Source organism: Bacteroides faecium (assembly GCF_012113595.1).
In the GTDB taxonomy this organism is placed as follows: domain Bacteria; phylum Bacteroidota; class Bacteroidia; order Bacteroidales; family Bacteroidaceae; genus Bacteroides; species Bacteroides faecium.
In genome coordinates this window covers 6269160-6288421 of the sequence record NZ_CP050831.1, presented here as the reverse complement: position 1 = coordinate 6288421, position 19262 = coordinate 6269160, and the positions used below count along the sequence as shown (strand labels likewise).

Here is a 19262-nt window from a genome sequence, read left to right as displayed (position 1 = left end):
GACTGTCTGTCTTTATTCCTGTAATATCTCCGTAAACAGGTGTCTTTTTCCGGTTCTTTCCCTCTTTTTCCTCAATTAATTCGATTTTAAGTCATTATTAATTGACTTTAGCGGAATTTATTAAGGGGTGCCCCTTTACTTTGCTGAAAATAGTTTTAAAGACTTAAAAGTATAACATGAAAAACAAAGGAATAAGATGGTAAAAAGGTTTGATTGGTTATTGGTATTTTTATTGTTTTCAATAGGGGCGACGGCACAATCCGGCAGGAAACAGTATGATTCTTACAAAGGATTGGTCATGGCTGGTTATCAGGGGTGGTTCAATACCCCTGGTGACGGCTCCGGCCGTGGTTGGCATCATTACAATGGTCGTGAGGGGTTTCGTCCGGGTTCCTGTTCGGTGGATATGTGGCCGGAAGTGTCGGAATACAAGAAACTCTATAAAACGGAGTTTACTTTTGCGGACGGCAAACAGGCTTCTGTTTTTTCTTCTTATGATGAGTCTACCGTCAATGTTCATTTCAAGTGGATGAAAGAGTATGGACTGGACGGAGTATTCATGCAGCGTTTTATCACGGAGATTCGGAACGAAAGCGGGATGAAGCATTTCAATAAAGTGCTGAATTCGGCAATGAAAGCTGCTAATAAGTATGAGCGTGCTATCTGTGTGATGTATGATTTGAGTGGAATGAAACCGGGAGAGGAAGAGTTTCTGCTCAAAGACATAGCGGAGATTGCGCAGCGGTATTCTATCAAGAATCGGGCAAAGAATTCTTCCTATCTGTATCACAACGGCAAACCGCTGGTTACGGTATGGGGAGTGGGATTCAATGATAACCGGCGTTATGGACTGAAAGAAGCTGCGCGTATCATCGACGGCTTGAAATCTCAGGGATTCAGTGTGATGCTCGGCGTACCTACCCAGTGGCGCGAACTGAAAGGAGATACGGAATCAGACCCTCAGTTGCACGCGCTTATCAGAAAATGTGATATTATCATGCCCTGGTTTGTGGGACGCTACAATCAAACGACTTATCCGAAATATCAGAAACTGGTGGAAGAAGATATTCAGTGGGCAAAGAAGAACATGGTTGATTATGCTCCTTTGGTTTTCCCGGGCTTCTCATGGGCGAATATGAAGGGTAAAGAACATAATTCATTGATTCCCCGTAATAAAGGTTCTTTTCTTTGGGATCAGTTGATGGGGGCTATTCGGGCAGGTGCCGAAATGATTTATGTAGCTATGTTTGATGAAATAGACGAAGGAACGGCTATCTTTAAATGCGCCAGGAAAGTTCCGGTAGGCGAAAGTACGTTTGTACCTATCGAGGAAGGGGTAGAAAGCGACCATTATTTGAAACTGGTCGGTGAAGCCGGCAAGATATTACGGAAAGAGAAGGCGACAGCCTTGAATACTAGCCTGAATCCGGCAACTCCTAATCCTTTTATTCGGCATATGTACACGGCAGACCCTTCGGCTCATGTCTGGAAAGACGGGCGTTTGTATGTATATGCTTCCCATGACATTGCCCCGCCGCGCGGCTGTGATTTGATGGACCGTTATCATGTGTTCTCAACCGATGACATGGTGACTTGGACAGACCACGGAGAGATTCTTAGTTCTGAACAAGTACCCTGGGGACGGAAAGAGGGTGGTTTCATGTGGGCGCCGGACTGCGCTTACAGGAATGGTACTTATTATTTCTATTTTCCTCATCCCAGCGAGACAGCTTGGGACGGCAGTTGGAAGATTGGAGTAGCTACCAGTAACAAGCCGGCCGAAGGATTCAAAGTGCAGGGATATATCGAGGGAATGGATCCGATGATCGACCCTTGTGTTTTTGTGGACGATGACGGGCAGGCTTATGTCTACAATGGCGGTGGCGGCATTTGCAAAGGTGGCAAACTGAAAGACAATATGATAGAACTGGATGGCCCGATGCAATTGATGAAAGGATTGGAAGACTTCCACGAAGCAGCCTGGATTCACAAATATAACGGCAAATATTATCTGTCTTACTCCGACAATCATGATGAAAACTGGAACGACGGCGTGAAAGGGGATAACCGGATGCGTTATGCTATCAGTGACTCCCCGCTAGGTCCTTGGGAATCGAAAGGTATCTACATGGAACCGACAGACAGTTACACGAATCACGGCTCTATTGTTAAGTTCAAGGGGCAATGGTATGCTTTCTATCATAACAGCGCGCTGTCCGGACATGACTGGCTGCGTTCCATCTGTGTAGATAAACTGTATCATAATCCGGACGGTACTATCCAAATGGTAAAGCAGACCAAATAAATAGATAAACAGAATACTAATAATATTTGAAAAACGAACATAACATGAAAAACAAAATGAAATGGATGCTGGCAGTAGGATTATTGTCATGTTCAGTAGCAATGGCGCAGCAACAAAGCGATATCCTGTCGGTATCGGCTTCTGCAAATGCGGAAAATGCTTCTTTGGCATTTGATAAGAATGTAAAGACAATGTGGACAATCCCCTCTCAGGCATTAAAGGCCGAGCAATGGCTGATGTTTACTATCCAACAACCCGGCGATGTCTGCGAACTGGATCTTCAGATGCAGGGCATCAACAAAAACGAGCTAAAAGATGCATTGGATATTTTTGTCACTTATGACCCAATGAACCTGGGAACTCCCGTAAATTACCAGGTAGAAGGGAATGACAAACAAATGAAAGTGAAATTCACTCCTAAATATGGTGCTCATGTCAAACTAAACTTCAAACCCGGAAAGTTGGATAAGCCTTTTTCTCTAAAGGAGATTTCCGTGCTCGTAGCGGAAAAGGTTCTGACGGACAGCAAAGGTAAAGTAACTGACCGCCGTTATATGGACGCGTCTCTTCCCGTAGAAGAACGTGTGGAAAGCCTGTTGGCGGTGATGACGCCGGAAGATAAAATGGAACTGATTCGTGAAGGATGGGGCATCCCCGGTATCCCTCATTTATATGTGCCGCCTATTACAAAGGTAGAAGCGGTACACGGCTTCTCATACGGTAGCGGCGCAACTATTTTCCCGCAAGCCCTGGCAATGGGAGCTACCTGGAACAGAAAACTGACGGAAGAAGTGGCGATGGTTATCGGTGACGAGACGGTAGCGGCAAATACCAAACAGGCATGGTCGCCCGTATTGGACGTTGCACAGGATGCACGTTGGGGACGCTGTGAAGAAACTTTCGGAGAAGACCCCGTACTGGTTTCACAAATTGGCGGTGCATGGATTAAGGGCTATCAATCCAGAGGCTTGTTTACCACTCCCAAACACTTCGGCGGACACGGTGCCCCATTAGGCGGACGTGATTCGCACGACATCGGACTGTCCGAGCGTGAAATGCGCGAAGTGCATTTGGTTCCGTTCCGTCATGCTATCCGCAACTACGATTGCCAGTCTTTGATGATGGCTTACTCCGACTATATGGGAATTCCTGTTGCCAAAAGTACGGAATTGCTCCAACAGATTTTACGCCAGGAATGGGGATTCAACGGATTTATTGTCAGCGACTGCGGCGCTATCGGAAATCTGACTGCGCGTAAGCATTATACGGCAAAAGATAAGATTGAAGCTGCCAACCAGGCATTGGCTGCCGGCATCGCTACCAATTGCGGTGATACCTATAATAATAAGGAAGTGATTCAAGCCGCCAAAGACGGACGCATCAACATGGAAAACCTGGATAACGTATGTCGTACCATGCTATCTACCATGTTCCGCAACGAACTCTTCGAGAAGAACCCTTGCAAACCGTTGGATTGGAAGAAAATCTATCCGGGATGGAACTCGGACAGCCACAAAGAAATGGCACGCCAGGCAGCACGTGAATCTATTGTAATGTTGGAAAACAAAGACAATCTTCTGCCTCTGACCAAGACCCTGCGTACTATTGCAGTGTTAGGCCCCGGAGCGGACGACCTTCAACCGGGCGATTACACCCCGAAATTACAGCCAGGACAATTGAAATCCGTACTGACGGGTATCAAAGATGCCGTAGGCAAACAAACGAAAGTTCTCTATGAACAAGGTTGCGACTTTACAAATCCGAACGCAACGAATATCCCTAAGGCTGTCAAAGCAGCTTCCCAATCGGACGTTGTAGTAATGGTATTGGGTGACTGCTCCACCAGTGAAGCCACCACTGATGTCCGCAAAACGTGCGGAGAGAACAACGACTGGGCTACCCTGATTCTGCCCGGCAAACAACAGGAACTGTTGGAAGCCGTTTGCGCAACAGGGAAACCGGTCATCCTGATTCTTCAGGCAGGACGTCCCTACGACATTCTGAAAGCATCAGAAATGTGTAAAGCGATTCTTGTAAACTGGCTTCCGGGACAGGAAGGCGGTCCGGCAATGGCAGATGTTCTGTTCGGTGACTACAACCCCGGCGGTCGCTTACCTATGACTTTCCCGCGCCACGTAGGACAACTCCCTCTATATTATAACTTCAAGACTTCAGGTCGTCGTTACGAATATGTAGATATGGAATATTATCCGCTTTACCGCTTCGGATTCGGACTTAGCTACACTTCTTTTGAATACTCAGACTTGAAGATTAAGGAACAACCGAACGGCAATGTAACTGTTCAGGCTACCGTGAAGAATGTAGGAAGCCGTGCCGGTGACGAAGTGGCGCAATTGTATGTGACGGATATGTACGCCAGTGTAAAGACCCGCGTCATGGAACTGAAAGACTTCGACCGTGTTCACTTGCAGCCGGGAGAATCGAAAACCGTCTCTTTTGAACTGACACCCTACGACATATCCCTGCTCAACGACCATATGGACAGAGTCGTGGAAAAAGGAGAATTCAAAATATGCGTCGGCGGCATGAGCCCCGATTACAAAGCTAACAATGAAATCAAGCACAGTGTAGGCTTCAGCGATAAGAAGAAAGGCGTATCCGGCATGCTTAATTATACGCATGAGTTTGGCGCCAACTTCAATCTCTCTATATCAAAGGTAGAAGAGAATTTGACGAAGAATCAGAAGACCGTATGGGTAAGCGTGAAGAATGAAGGTTCATTGATGGATATTGGTAAAGTTGAAATGTTTATTGACGGTATAAAGATAGGTGATGCCATCCATTATGAACTGGGAGCAGGAGAAGAAAAATTGATTCCGTTCAAGCTGAATAAAGACAGCAAGCAACCCGTTGCCTTTACTACCAAGTATAAAATGGTGGCTCTGTAGAGTCGCCATTCGCCGGAACAACTAAAAAGAAAAACACCATGAAAAGAGCTACTTACCTGTTAATAGCAGGCGTAATGGCAGGATGTATCGCTTCCTGTTCATCCGAGAAGCGGATAGCCAAACATAGGATTGTGACGAACCCCATCAATCTGAACTACCGCTTTCAGCCGCAAGACGAATCACGTCGTGAAGCTGCCGACCCGGTACTGGAGTACTTTAAAGGCTATTATTATCTGTTTGCATCCAAGTCCGGCGGCTATTGGCGTTCTGAAGATTTGGCGGACTGGGAATACATTCCCTGCACTACCATCCCTACCTTGGAAGATTATGCTCCCACCATTCTTCCGATAGGAGACACGCTGTACTTCACAGCTTCCAGCGGGCAAACTCAAATCTTCAAGAATGCTCACCCGGAAAAAGATGCCTGGGAAGCCGTAGATACCAAACTGACCTACCGTCTGCACGACCCCGCCTTCTACAAAGACGACGACGGCAAAGTATATATGTATTGGGGCTGCTCGGATAAAGAGCCAATCATGGGCGTGGAAGTAGACCCGAAAGACGGCTTCCGGGAGATAGGTGAAGCCAAAGAACTGATAGCGCATCATGGTGATAAATACGGTTGGGAAGTCCCCGGCAAGAATAATGAAGAACCACGCCAGGGATGGAACGAAGGCCCTTGCATGCTGAAATTTGAAGGACGCTACTATTTGCAGTACGCGGCTCCCGGCACTCAATATCGTATTTATGGAGATGGAATTTATGTAGGAGATACGCCTTTAGGCCCATTTGAATACATGGAAGATAATCCGTTTTCATTCAAACCGGGCGGCTTCATCGGTGGAGCAGGGCATGGGCATACTTTCCAAGATAAATATGGAAACTACTGGCACGTAGCCTCTATGACCATTTCCGTCCGCCATTGGTTTGAGCGTAGGCTGGGACTTTTTCCCGTAGCTATCTCTACCCGCAACGGCATGTACGCACATACAGCCTGGTCGGATTATCCTTTCTCGATTCCCGACCGGAAAACGGACTTTGACAAGACCGATTTAAGCATGGGATGGAACCTGCTTTCATACCGGAAACCGGTACAGGCTTCTTCCGCCCTCACCGGCTACGAACCGTCTAAGGCCAATGACGAACAGATTGAAACCTGGTGGGCTGCCGAAACCGGAAAAAAGAACGAATGGCTGCAAGTCGATTTACAAACTCCCATGTCGGTAAATGCCGTACACGTGAACTTTGCCGACCATAATTTTAAAGTCTTTGCACCACATCCGCCGGTCGTTTATCAATTCGTTATCGAAGGCTCGACAGACGGAAGGAAATGGATAACCCTGATTGATGAAAAGGAAAATACGAAAGACGAACCCCATTGCCTGTATCCACTGGATAAGCCTGTGAATCTCCGATACCTGCGAATTTGTAACACAAAGGATATGGAAGGATGTTTTTCTTTGTCCGGTTTTCGTATATTTGGCAAGGGTGAAGGCGCAGTTCCTTCTAAAGTAACCGGCTTCCGGGCTATCCGTAATCAGGAAGATAAACGAATCTACCGCTTCACCTGGGATGCGCAAAAGGGGGCTACCGGATACGTATTGCGATGGGGAACTCAAAAAGATAAGTTGACGCACGCCGTGACAGTCTTCGACCATCAATATGAAGCCCGTTACTTTAACAGGGATTCGGAATATTATTTCTCGATAACAGCATTCAATGAGAACGGCATTAGTAATTAAACAATGTAAAATAGAAAAATGGAGCTAATAAATAGGTATAGAACGTTTTTACTGGCAGGTGCCTTGTCTGTGATGTCCTGTTCTTTTATACAGGCGCAAGAATTGTATAAGAATGAAAATGCGCCCGTACACGAACGAGTGACGGATTTACTCTCCCGCATGACGGTGGAAGAAAAGATAAGTCTGCTGCGTGCCACTTCTCCCGCCATTCCCCGTTTGGGCATTGATAAATACTATCATGGCAATGAAGCGCTGCATGGAGTGGTACGCCCGGGACGTTTTACCGTATTCCCGCAAGCCATCGGCCTGGCCGCCACCTGGAATCCTGATTTACAGAAGCGGGTCGCTATCGTGATTTCGGATGAGGCGCGTGCCCGTTGGAATGAACTGGAGCAGGGCAGGGAGCAGAAAGAGCAATTCAGTGATGTGCTGACCTTTTGGTCGCCTACCGTGAATATGGCACGTGACCCTCGTTGGGGGCGTACCCCGGAAACGTACGGGGAAGACCCTTTCCTCAGTGGAATTATGGGAACTGCTTTTGTGCAGGGACTGCAAGGCGATGACCCGCATTATCTGAAAATCGTTTCCACTCCCAAGCATTTCGCCGCCAATAATGAGGAACACAACCGCTTTGTCTGCAATCCGCAAATCTCCGAAAAGCAATTGCGTGAATATTATTTCCCTGCTTTCGAGATGTGTGTGAAGGAAGGAAAAGCCGCTTCCATCATGACTGCCTATAACGCATTGAACGATGTACCCTGTACGCTGAACGCCTGGCTGTTGCAAAAGGTATTGCGTCAGGACTGGGGATTTCGGGGATATGTCGTTTCCGATTGCGGGGGGCCATCCTTACTTGTAAACGCCCATAAATATGTAAAAACGAAAGAAGCGGCGGCTACTTTATCCATTAAAGCAGGACTTGATTTGGAGTGTGGCGACGATGTCTATGACCAATATCTCCTGAATGCCTACAAGCAATATATGGTATCCGACGCCGACATTGATTCGGCTGCCTATAACGTCCTGACAGCCCGTATGAAACTGGGACTTTTTGATGGAACGGAACGCAATCCGTATACTAAAATCTCCCCGTCGGTGATTGGCTCGAAAGAGCATCAGGAGATAGCTTTGGACGTTGCCCGCCAATGCATTGTTCTGTTGAAGAATAAAAAGAACATGCTTCCGTTGAATGCCGATAAGTTAAAGTCGATAGCAGTGGTTGGTATCAATGCAGGCAAATGCGAGTTTGGAGATTATAGCGGTGCACCGGTAGTAGAGCCTGTTTCCATCTTGCAGGGAATCAAAAACAGGGTAGGCGATAAAGTAAAAGTAGTATATGCTCCCTGGAAATCTGCCGCCGACGGACTGGAATTGATTCAAGGCGAGAACTTCCCCGAAGGATTGAAAGCGGAATATTTTGAAGATACTCATTTGAAAGGTACTCCCAAAGTGCGCACGGAAAACTGGATTAACTTTGAACCTGCCAACCAGGCGCCCGACCCGTTTCTGCCTAAATCTCCGCTTTCTATTCGTTGGACGGGTAAACTGAAACCGACTATCTCCGGTCGCTATACATTCAGCTTTACTTCGGATGACGGTTGCCGTTTAAGCATTGACGACCAGTTGTTGATTGACGCATGGTCGGCGCATGCGGTATCTACGGACTCTGCTTCTATCTATCTCGAAGCAGGAAAAAACTATCAATTAAAAGCCGAATATTACGATAACCGTGATTATGCCATTGCAAAATTGCAATGGAAAGTTCCGCAAACAGGAAAGGCTACCCGTCTTGATTTGTATGGAGAAGCCGGAAAAGCTGTCCGTGAATGTGAGACGGTGGTTGCCGTAATGGGAATCAATAAGTCGATAGAACGCGAAGGACAGGATAGATACGATATTCAGCTTCCGGCAGACCAAAGAGAGTTCTTGCAGGAAATCTATAAAGTGAATCCGAACATAGTCGTTGTCCTCGTTGCAGGAAGTTCATTGGCTATCAACTGGATGGACGAACATATTCCTGCCATCGTGAATGCCTGGTATCCGGGCGAGCAAGGCGGAACGGCTGTTGCCGACGTATTATTCGGTGATTATAATCCTGCCGGACGTTTGCCACTCACTTATTACAAATCGTTGGATGAACTGCCGCCGTTCGATGATTACGATGTCACGAAGGGGCGTACTTATAAGTATTTCAAGGGCGACGTCCTTTATCCTTTTGGCTACGGACTGAGCTATTCTTCTTTTAAGTATAGCGATTTGAAAGTAAAAGACAGCGCAAATAAAGTCACTGTTTCCTTCCGTTTGAAGAACACCGGAAAGAGAAAAGGCGATGAAGTGGCACAGGTGTACGTGCGAATCCCCGAAACAGGCGGCATCGTTCCGATAAAAGAACTGAAAGGCTTCCAACGTGTCCCTTTGAAACCGGGCGAGAGCCGTACCGTAGATATTGAGCTTGATAAAGAACAACTTCGTTATTGGGATACGGCAAAAGAGCAGTTTGTAATGCCTGAAGGCATATTTGACATCATGGTCGGTGCATCTTCCAAAGATATTCGTTTGCAGACGGTAATCGGTTTATAGCCTATGCTTATATAATAAGAATAGCGAAGTAGTTATAAAAGAATGCTTATAGAAATAGATAAGTATAATGGTTCATCATAGTATAATTAACTTTAAACAAGAAAGCGGAGTTTTTTGCTCCGCTTTCTTGTTTAAAGTTATGTATGATTAGAAGTTAGCAATTTCATAATACTTAAAGAAGTAATAGAAAGCTACCTTATGCCATTTGGTTAACTCTTTATCACCCGATAGGAGTGAAGATACCGTGCATTTGTCAATGCCTGTATAGTTGCTTAGGTGTTTGCTTCTTAAGCCCAAGTGGTCCATCCTTTTCTTAACCCAATCAACAGTAATCCCATCGATGTCTTTGCGGTCGAAATTGACTGCTGATACGGTCAGCTTCCAATCGTCCGGGATTTCTCCTTTGAACATTTCACGAATACGTTCAGTCAGTTCTTTTTTGGTAAGAAACTTATCATTTACCAAGTCTTTTTGTTCAGCGCGAACAATCAATCGCCCTTCATTATAGGACACAACTTCAATAGAAATATGGCCCATGCGTTGATACTGCCTTGCGAACTCATCAATTCGTTTTTTACTCTCGGCAGGGAGAGGTAGTAATTCAAGATTCTTCATAATTCATCAATTTACGTTTTGATAATCGGATATTTAATAATGTAATATACTTTGTAATGGAGGGGCTTTCGCCCCTCCTGATCACAATTTGATGAGCCTCATCTGCGAGATGTCGAAAATAGCAATCTGATTGTTTTCACGTCCGAATAGCTTGGCTTCTTCGAGGTTGGTGAAAATTCTGATGGAGTCGAAGTAGAACATTCTGTTTTCTTCATTAAACCATCCACCGACTTTCTTTTCGTGCATCAAAGCATGATTAAGAACTCTTTTCAATCCTTCTTCTCCGAAACTGTTTTGAGTCTCAAGATAGGCGACTGAAATACCTTTTGTGATCTTTTTTAAGGTTGTGAGATCAACCGTGAATCCGTCAGGATTCGCCTTTGCTATCATTTCGATAGCTTCGAACAATTGTTCCATAATATAAAGAACTTATGCGGACGTCACCCGCGTTTGTTTGACTCAACAAAGATATGAAAAAGTTTGTTAGTCACAAACTAATACTATATAAAAGTTTGTGACTAACAAACTTTTATATAGTAAGGTAGTCTTTGTTTTAACTAGTTGTGAATGCTTACTTACCTATTTATTTGTAGCCAGACAGTTTATCATATTCACTACCAATTTGCCTGCTATCGGGTCTGTCATTGCTTTTTCCGTGCACATAGTGGAGACAATGGCTTCTCCCTTTCCGTCAGCTATTTGTAACATGGTCAGTCCGCGCATGGATTCTATCCGTTCAATGCGGTCTTCTGGTTTGCCACCGTCAATGTAAGCATGGATTTTCATTTGCCCTGCCAGTTCCGTTACATTCTTGTGGCGGTGAGCTTTCAAGGTAGCCGTACATGCCACGGGAATTTCTCGTTTATTGTTATTGAAATAGCGCAGTTCCAGTACGTCGATGTCGTTAAAGACCGGAGCGTCATTGCGTTCCATGATTACAATATCGCCTTCCGTCGGGATAATCCAGCCTGTGATATATTCGGGATATACGGTTTTGACAGTTTCCTTGCTGTTGAGGAAAAGAAGTTTTCCACCTTTTGACTGGTAGGCACGGAGCAATTCTTTTTCTTCATCGTTGCAAGTTGTCAGTCCGGAGATGACGCAAAGGTCGGCTTTTAGTTTGCTGTCGAGCAATTCTTTTACCGAAGAAACCGGTTGATACTTGATGTTCAGGAAGTCGAATACGCTTTTCGTGTTATCTTTATCTAATAATACAATCTTTTTGCTGTTGTCCACCTGACCTGCATTCCATTCTTTGCGGGCGAGCAGTAACTCGTATTCATTGGCAGAGATGGGCAAGCCGTTCTCTGTGAGTTTCAATACCAGTTTGGCTTTTGTCTTGTTGGCAGGCAGACAGGTCGGTAACTGAATGTCAGGTTCGATATAATATCGTGCGTAATGCTTCACGGCAGGGATATTTTCACAACCGTTTGCCAATCGCTTTCCGGTTTCGTCTTGTATTTCCCAATGGAGCAGCGACGGTTTCAAATCCGTGCCGTTCTCGCGGTCGTTTACTATATAGATACGTGTAGGCAACTTCTCGCCGGCATACAAATTGCGCCCCCATAATTCTGCGCTGACCAATACAGGTTGTAAAGCCCGTTTCAAAGCATAGTAAGTAGGATACGGCTCGATATTCTGATAATCGTATGTTTGACGGAACCAGGTCATTAACGCAAAGTGCATAATACCCGAAGCCTGGTCGTTGGAACGGCGGAGCGTTTCAGCCAGTTCGCCCGTGATGAATGCCTGTACTTTCAGGAAGGATGCAGGGTCAGCCCAGTCGTAAGCCTCATAACCTATCAATGTATAGGGATTCTGATGGATAAGCTGGTAAGAACGTGTAGGATGCCCCGTTTCATTGTTGGGATAACCCGTAGACATTTCCTGGCTGATGAGCGGACGGTCTGCCACTTTGAACTGCTTTTGGAATTCACCGTTGAAGAAACGGAATACGGAGTAGTCATACCAGTTGTAATAACCGTGCATATCGTCAATGTCACCATCATCAATGCTGTTCATAAAGTCGGTGCCGAATTTCTTGTCTTTGCCTTTGGCCTGATAGTTGGAATCGAAGCAGATAGGACGGGTAGGGTCGATGCGGCGCATCTCTTTCACTACATCCGAGATAATGCGATATTTCTCTTTGGCACGTTCCAGATCGCTGTCATTGTCGTAGAACTTCATTTCATTGTTTACTGTCCAAAAGAGTAATGACGGATGATTGCGATACTTTTTCAGCAGTCCCAGAAATTCGTCGCGCCACATCTCCAACAGACGTTGGTCGGGAATCGGTGTGGAGTGAATCATCAGCCATGACCATGTACCTTCGAATGAAACACCGATACCGTTGTTATCGGCAGCCGCCATCCAAAGTTTGTTCCACGGGGTGGTATGCGTGCGGGTTACGTCAATGTTTCCGGCTTTCATCAGTTGCATGAAGGTATTGGCCAGGTTTTCATCGTTGGGGGCCAGTGCGAAAGGAATGTGGTTTCCGCCACGTAACCAGTATTTATTACCGTTCAGGTAGAAAAGTCCGTCCTTTACTTCAAAAGTGCGGAAACCGGAAGTTTCAGTCAGGCAGTCCAGCTCAGTGCCTTTGGCCGCAACCAGGCGGAACTTGAAATCATAGAGATTAGGATGCTGCGGTGTCCATAGACGGGGTTTCAGGTCGTTTATAGTGTACGTTTCCATTCGTTCTTCGCCTGCGTTGAGGTTCAGTTTCCGCAGAGATAGGCCGGAGTAAAGCATAGAGCCGGTTTCCTTGTCGATAATATCCGTGTAAAGGTCGAATTGTTTCTTCTTGCTACCGTGGTTCTTTATGGTTACGTCGAAGGTAGCGCCCTGCAAGGTAGGCTTGATAAAGACATCTTCCACCTTCATCGGGTCGGTGACAGTCAGCTTCACAGGTTGCCAGATTCCGGCAGGTTCATCACCGTAGAAACCATGTGCGATGTCTTTCAGGATATCTTTCTTTACGGTCACTTTACCGTCCTCTTTCTCACTTTCGCGGACGGAAGAGTAGAAGAAGTCGATAGAGTTGGAATCGGAAGAAGTGTTGCCGTCCGCGTTGCGCGTCACTTTTACTGTAAGCAGGTTCTTGCCGGGTTTCAGCAGTTGGCTGCCGTCTACCCGGATTTCACCGAACATACCGATGTTCGAAGCTGCCAGTGTGCCGTTGATATAGATTTCGGCAATTTTAGAAACAGCGTCGAAGGTCAGAGTCAGGTTCTTGCCTGCTACGTCAGCGGGCAGTTCCATCCATTGGCGATACCAGGCGTATTTCACGCGGCGGTAATCAAAGGTATAGTTTTCGCAACGGTCGGTTTCCTGTTGATAGTAGGTGTCCGATACGCCTTTCGGCTGTGCTCCGGTGGGAGAGGGCATTGTTTCGCCGTGCAGCCAGATGCGGATAGGATTCCAGAAATTGGGGACGGACATGATATGCCAGTCCTTATCGTCAGTTTGTGCTGAAATAGCTTTATCCTTGTTGTCCAGTTGATAGTCAGGCATAAAGAGCCAGTTGCCATCCAGCGTGATGTCCGTGCGGCTGCCGGTGAGGGCTTTTAATTGAACGGGCGCGTAGGCGGCACGTTCCTCGCGGCGTTTGTTTTCTTTTTCCGCAGGGGTGGCTTTCTTTTTATATTCCGCTACTTTTACGTCTTTCAGTGCGTCGTCCGCCATCGGGGTTACGACAAGGTCGTCAAACTCAGTCTCTATCCATCCGCCGCCTAAAGCAACTTCACCCGATGGAACGAGGTTCGCGTTTTTGTCCACGAGGTCGATACGGGGTTGTTTCTCGTCATTGAGGAAGATACGGATACGGTTGCCGCAAACTTCTACTTTCACCTGATACCATTCTCCCGGCACAGGGTGGAAGCCCAGCGGACGGACACCCATAAACTCATCCGTACCCATATATCCGGTGCGCATCAGGTAGAGGTCGTCTTGCAGTCCGCCTTTGATACCTACCACATAGCGGTCGAAACGGTTGTAATTGCGGAAACTCGCCCAGATTTGTACCTGTTCGGCATTTTTAGGGGCACGGGCTTTGAAAGAGAAAGAGTAGTTCTTCCATTCGGGGTTGCCGAATAAGGCGTAGGAGCCTTTGGAACGGAATACGTTGTCGGCAATACTGCATGTGCCCCGACCCACCACTTTCAGTGTTTCTCCGGTGTTGGAGAAGTCGTTTGTCCATGAAGCATTGTCTTGTGCTTGTCCGTTCATGCAGAAGGCGCTGCACGCACAGGCTAGAAATACTTTGCTGATTCTATTCATGATATTACAAGTTAATAATAATTTTGAGACAAAGATATCGTCCGGCGATAAATTTTAGGATGAAGTGTCGCTTAATGTACGCTTAAAATGTGATTAATTGTCCCTGCTCTTGTTTTTTTGTAAAAAGAGCCATGCCGGAATTCGAGGTCTGTAACAGACTTGCGATTTCACGGCATGGTTGTTTGATAGAGTTCCTATTCTAAAGTAACCTGTATTACTCTAGTTTGTACAGAGAATAAGACTTACCCCTCAACAATTCTGAAGAACAGGTTCTGGTTTGAGAAGTCGGTATTATAATCAATCTTTATTTGAAAATTGGTCGTTGTCGGAACTGCCTTTAATTTGAATGTCTGTTCGTCACTGTCAATTTCCAAGCCGGCAGTAGTTTCATTACCTTGTGGTTGGAACTTTAATTCACACCTTCTTTTGCCAAAGTACTTCTTTGCATAATCGGTTATCACAAGTTTATTTGTGGCAAAATCATATTTTATTAATACGGGAAGATCCTTTCCGGTAAGATTATCAGGCCCGCCGTAAACATCCCATGAACAACCGTTTACCCAGAAATTGTGATTTTTGAAGTAATCTCCGAATTTATACACTTTGCCTACTTCCAAATCTGACAATTTCTTCTTTTCCGGATCGCCCGTTATTTCAGATACTTTGATTTCATAGTCTGTACTGATGACGCCCGTTGCGTTTGGCTGTTTGTCAAGTCCCATGTAAATTGTGTTTTCACCTGGTTGGCGAACGGGGTCTTTGATGTACCACTGTTCATTTCCGTTAGAGTTAGTTGCTCCCTTACCGGCATCGAATGTCCAAGAGAATTTGACACCATTATTGGATTCTGTCATATCACTCACTTTCTTGTCGTTGAAGTTGAAGTTATACAGAGCCCATACCGGACTTAATGTTAAAGTATAGTTGTCGGCATCCCATTTGAAGTTAGTGTCCCATTTTTCTTTAACTTTGTCATTTTGGTCGTCTCTATTCAATGTGATTTTGAAATCAGCGTCAGCAGGTTTGAAATTATACAAGGTAGTGCGCAAATCCAACTCGTTGAAGTGGTAACCCAGTTCTTCATCATACACACCGGGGATTGCCAATTTCTTGCCTAATATACGTATATTCTGATTAGGGTCGGTATCCGGATGGTCAATACCGGCTTTTACATACATTTGAATAGCCAGTTCCTCTTTTGCAGTCGGAGCTTCCACTACATACTTCGTACCTACATTTCCTACATACAATCCCACTTCTTTCTCATTGAGAGTGAAAGGAGCTTTGTCTGTTCCTTCATCATTCATTGCGAACAGGTTAGCGCTTTCTATACCGTCAGCCTGAGGGCCTACCAACAGATAACTGGTCTTTTGGGCGGCATCGTAGTAAAGGCATACTTCACCATTAGCTAACTCAGTGTCTTGTGTAATCGTCGCAAGGTTGGTAGTCATCGGGATAGCTTCCCAATTGCCGCCGTTGGCTTGAGTACCCAGTTTCCATGCTTTGGACGCAGTGACACCGAGATTTTCCAGTGTTGTTTGGGAGTTCTGCACAATGAAGACTTTTGTACCTTTGTACAGACTTTCAATGTCGCTCAACGATACTGTTGTACTTCTTAATTCGATACCGTTCTTAGCGGTTGCTTCATCTTGTGAGTAAATCAATACTTCTTTAGAGAATTCCTCTTCGGCAACGGTATAAGTTATTCTGACTTTACCCGACCTGTTAGGAGCTTTGGCAGTTAATACACCTTTATCAGTAACTTCGAACGTATTGTTCGGGTTTTCTGTCAATTCATAAGTGGTTGCAACTGCGAGTTCACTGAATCCCAGTTCGTCTACAAACTTCACTTCTTCGTTTTCACCGAATCCCCAGCCTATTGTTCTGGCAAGGTCGAGACTTTCCGTGCTGACGAATTTCAAGGATTCCGAGTTCTGATATACCGTACGTGTCTCACGATAAGCGAACACGCCATTATTGGCACTGTAGGAAGTCGGTTTCACCACGAAGTAGTTGGAACTTGTAGTCGTTTTGTCCAATGTGATTTCCAGTACTGCACCGTAGTAAGGAGCAGTCATGTTACTTGGAGTCAACTCTACGCTCAAAATGCCGTTTTCGTCTAACTTCTTAGTTGTATTTACTAACAATTGGGGCACTTCCGCACGTGTCAGCTTCAATTCGTGAATATCCGCGCACTGGAAGTCTGCTTCGGACAAATCAATGTCTTTAGGCAGAATCTTGAACTTGGCGGTAGCTGTATGGGCGGTAACCACTTTACCTTGCGTATTGGTATAGCTGGCTGCTTCCAGGAACTCGTCTTCTTCGAAAACAAATTGTTTCTGGAAGAGGATAGAGCTGATACCGCTGAAACCGCCGCCTTGTACGGGAAGAATATAGTTTTCGCCGTAGATATAGACAGAGAGCGTCTTATTCTCTTTGTTCTCTGCCAAAATTGGTGTATCCTTGTCTGCGGTGATAGTGGTTTGTACCAGTCCTTCCGTTTTCTGGATATAGATGTAACCGTTGCTCTTGTCATAATACAGTTGGTCTTTGTCTGTTCCGGCGATTTCCTGTTCGGTACCGAATGTCAGTACTTTATACCAGCCCGCACCTTTGTCTTTGGTATATCTCCATGTACCTTCTTCCACCTTGAACTGGTAGAAAGGGGTGGCTTTATTGGAAGCTTGGACGTATAACTCGTCTCCGTTGCTCAATACGATGGTGTATTGCGACTGGTCTTCACTGGGGTACCAGCTTTGTACGGTCAGGTTTGCGTTCAGCGCAGCTTCAATCTTTTCTTTGAATCTATCCATGTCAGACTCAACCGTTGTGATGCGGTTGTTCAGACCTTCGATATCCGAGTCGTAATCCTTGCAAGAAACAACTCCTGTTCCTAATGAAAACAACAGTGCTCCATAGAGAAAACTGTTTAATACTCTTTTGTTCATCATAGGTAAATTTTTAGTTTGATACATATTTTACTATTCTAATTTCTTTATTTCTCTGCGATAATTTCCGCGTAGTTCAGACTGATGTCACCTTCGGTCACTATCAGGTTGAAGTCGGCATATCCGCGTGCTTCACGGGAGTAAACAGCTACTTCGGCTTCTTCCCATGCGCCGCCTGTGGCAGGGAGACTTACGCTTTGGGTCATCGTGTCGCCAATCTGGCAACGTACGCTGGCTGCACCATTGCTGGAGTAGCGGAAGCGGATGGTGGACGCTCCGGTCCGGAAAGGAATCTCTTTCCATCTTAGCGTATTCAGACCGCCGGAAGTGAGGTTGGCGTGCCAACCGCCGTTGTACTTCGTATCGTCGCTGTATTTCACCACGCCCTGTTCGGGAGCATTGTTCATTTCTACTTCCATCAACAGCGACTCTATCTTGCTTCCCGAAACTGAACCGTTGAAACAATAGTCGCAGGCTTCCGCTTCCAGTTTCTGTTTGGTCGGGAAAGGATGGTTGCTGTACTTGCGGAGCAGGTTGATGCGCTGGTTGGGATAGTCGTAGTAGATTTTATCCGAACTGCGCCACCAGGCTGCGTTCTCGGCAAGGTCGGTAAATCCTTCCAGGAATACGAGGTCAGGCTTTTTAGCTAAGAAAGATTCCATCATCTTGGTTGCGTAGCGACCGTGGTCGGAGTCGATAAACTGCCAGTTCGGACGGGCGAGGTCACCCTGTACGAAGCCCGGGCATCCACTGCCTACACTGAATCCTTTGAAGTTATAGGCGGAGATATAGGTGTTGTAGATTAAGTTCTCATTGTACACTTCCTCTGACATATCCATAGTGGGAACTGCAAACCAGTTGTGAATACCGTCCAGATAGGGACAGTTTACCAGTGAGAAGTCGCGGTCGGTCCATTCGCGCTGGATGATAAGGAACGGGCGCACGCCGAACGTACTGTTGAAATCGTCACTGATACACTTCAGGATATAGCTCAACTTGCCGTTGTAGGCATCCGATTTTGTTTCATCGAGTCCGGTCGTACTTTTGTATTTTGCCGGGTCTTTTTTCATCAGCTCGCTGAGGTAACTGTCCTGCAGAAAGCCGTTAGGATTCCAGAACAGGATAACCGGGCGTCCGTCTATCTCGAACCAGTAGTCGCGTGGTACGTTTTCGAACGAGGGTTTCAGGTTGGCATCCCAGATGTAGTAGTACACTTCCTTGCGGAAATCGTTGTCCATACCTTTCATATCCTCTTTCTCGGGGTCGAGGAACAGCAACGGATAGTGTGAGCCTTCTACACGGCTACCGTTCTTGAACGGCTTGTTGTCATAACCGTAACCTTTGTGCGCGTTGCGCGCAGCCGACCATGAGGCAGGCGTATCGTCGAAGATGGCGATTTTGAACTCGTGTTCCACACCTTTGCGCTTGATAGCTGCCATCAGGTCGTGTAGCTTGTCGGGACGTCCGTGGTCAATGTCCTTGTTGGCTTCACCGCGACAGTTCATGGCAACATAATCCTGACCGCTGTAAGCGATTTCTTCTACGAAGTTATCCCACCAGTCGGCTTCGGTAATCGGGCCGGGATAAGGTTTGTCGTCCTGTGCTTCCGGGTAAGCGGAAGCAACGTAGCGACAGAATAATGAACGGTTGTGCATGGTGGATACGTCGGTTCTGGGCTTGTCCATCTTCTGGCGCAAGTTGCCTTCGAATCCTGCCAGTGTACCTATCTTGTAGGAACGTACGATTTCCTGTTCCGTTCCCTGTCCGCCTTCAGAACCCGGACCGTCCGGTCCGTCATTCGGATTGTCGTCCGAGCACGTCCAGCAGAAAGCGCCCAATCCTAGCAGACAAATGTATTTCCAATATTTATTTTTCATATTCTTTC

General features: G+C 46.2%; 9 protein-coding genes. 4 read left to right on the top strand and 5 right to left on the bottom strand.

Features of this window, described 5'->3' with window-relative positions; all coding sequences use genetic code 11:
• Nucleotides 1-1381: 1381 nt before the first annotated feature.
• From BacF7301_RS26135 to BacF7301_RS23800, 4 genes are read left to right on the top strand one after another with little or no spacing between them, the layout of a single operon-like run.
• Nucleotides 1382-2305 carry a family 43 glycosylhydrolase gene (locus BacF7301_RS26135; RefSeq protein ID WP_369805662.1) on the top strand — a complete coding sequence of 308 codons (924 nt, stop codon included), beginning with the start codon at nt 1382-1384 and terminating at the stop codon, nt 2303-2305.
• Nucleotides 2306-2349: 44 nt separating this feature from the next.
• Nucleotides 2350-5214: a glycoside hydrolase family 3 C-terminal domain-containing protein gene (locus BacF7301_RS23810; RefSeq protein ID WP_167966701.1), complete on the top strand. Its 2865-nt coding sequence runs from the start codon at nt 2350-2352 to the stop codon at nt 5212-5214.
• 38 nt (nt 5215-5252) lie between these two features.
• Complete coding sequence (locus tag BacF7301_RS23805; RefSeq protein ID WP_167966700.1) at nt 5253-6956, top strand: family 43 glycosylhydrolase; 1704 nt, start codon at nt 5253-5255, stop codon at nt 6954-6956.
• Nucleotides 6957-6974: 18 nt separating this feature from the next.
• Nucleotides 6975-9536 (top strand): glycoside hydrolase family 3 C-terminal domain-containing protein, encoded by a 2562-nt coding sequence (locus tag BacF7301_RS23800; protein WP_167966699.1) that lies wholly within the window; start codon nt 6975-6977, stop codon nt 9534-9536.
• A 147-nt stretch (nt 9537-9683) separates the two neighbouring features.
• On the opposite strand, the gene BacF7301_RS23795 is transcribed toward BacF7301_RS23800, so the two are convergent.
• The 5 genes from BacF7301_RS23795 to BacF7301_RS23775 form a co-directional block, all read right to left on the bottom strand.
• Nucleotides 9684-10151, bottom strand: coding sequence for a hypothetical protein (locus BacF7301_RS23795; protein ID WP_167966698.1), 468 nt, complete (start codon nt 10149-10151; stop codon nt 9684-9686).
• Nucleotides 10152-10232: 81 nt separating this feature from the next.
• Nucleotides 10233-10568 carry a hypothetical protein gene (locus BacF7301_RS23790; protein ID WP_167966697.1) on the bottom strand — a complete coding sequence of 112 codons (336 nt, stop codon included), beginning with the start codon at nt 10566-10568 and terminating at the stop codon, nt 10233-10235.
• Nucleotides 10569-10730: 162 nt separating this feature from the next.
• Nucleotides 10731-14429 carry a glycoside hydrolase family 2 protein gene (locus BacF7301_RS23785; protein WP_167966696.1) on the bottom strand — a complete coding sequence of 1233 codons (3699 nt, stop codon included), beginning with the start codon at nt 14427-14429 and terminating at the stop codon, nt 10731-10733.
• Between the two features lie 242 nt (nt 14430-14671).
• Nucleotides 14672-17380, bottom strand: a complete 2709-nt coding sequence (locus tag BacF7301_RS23780) for a hypothetical protein (RefSeq protein WP_209319478.1) — start codon at nt 17378-17380, stop codon at nt 14672-14674.
• 44 nt (nt 17381-17424) lie between these two features.
• The gene (locus BacF7301_RS23775) at nt 17425-19254 is read right to left on the bottom strand and encodes a DUF5010 domain-containing protein (protein ID WP_167966695.1); all 1830 of its coding nucleotides are present in this window, start codon (nt 19252-19254) and stop codon (nt 17425-17427) included.
• Nucleotides 19255-19262: the final 8 nt, after the last annotated feature.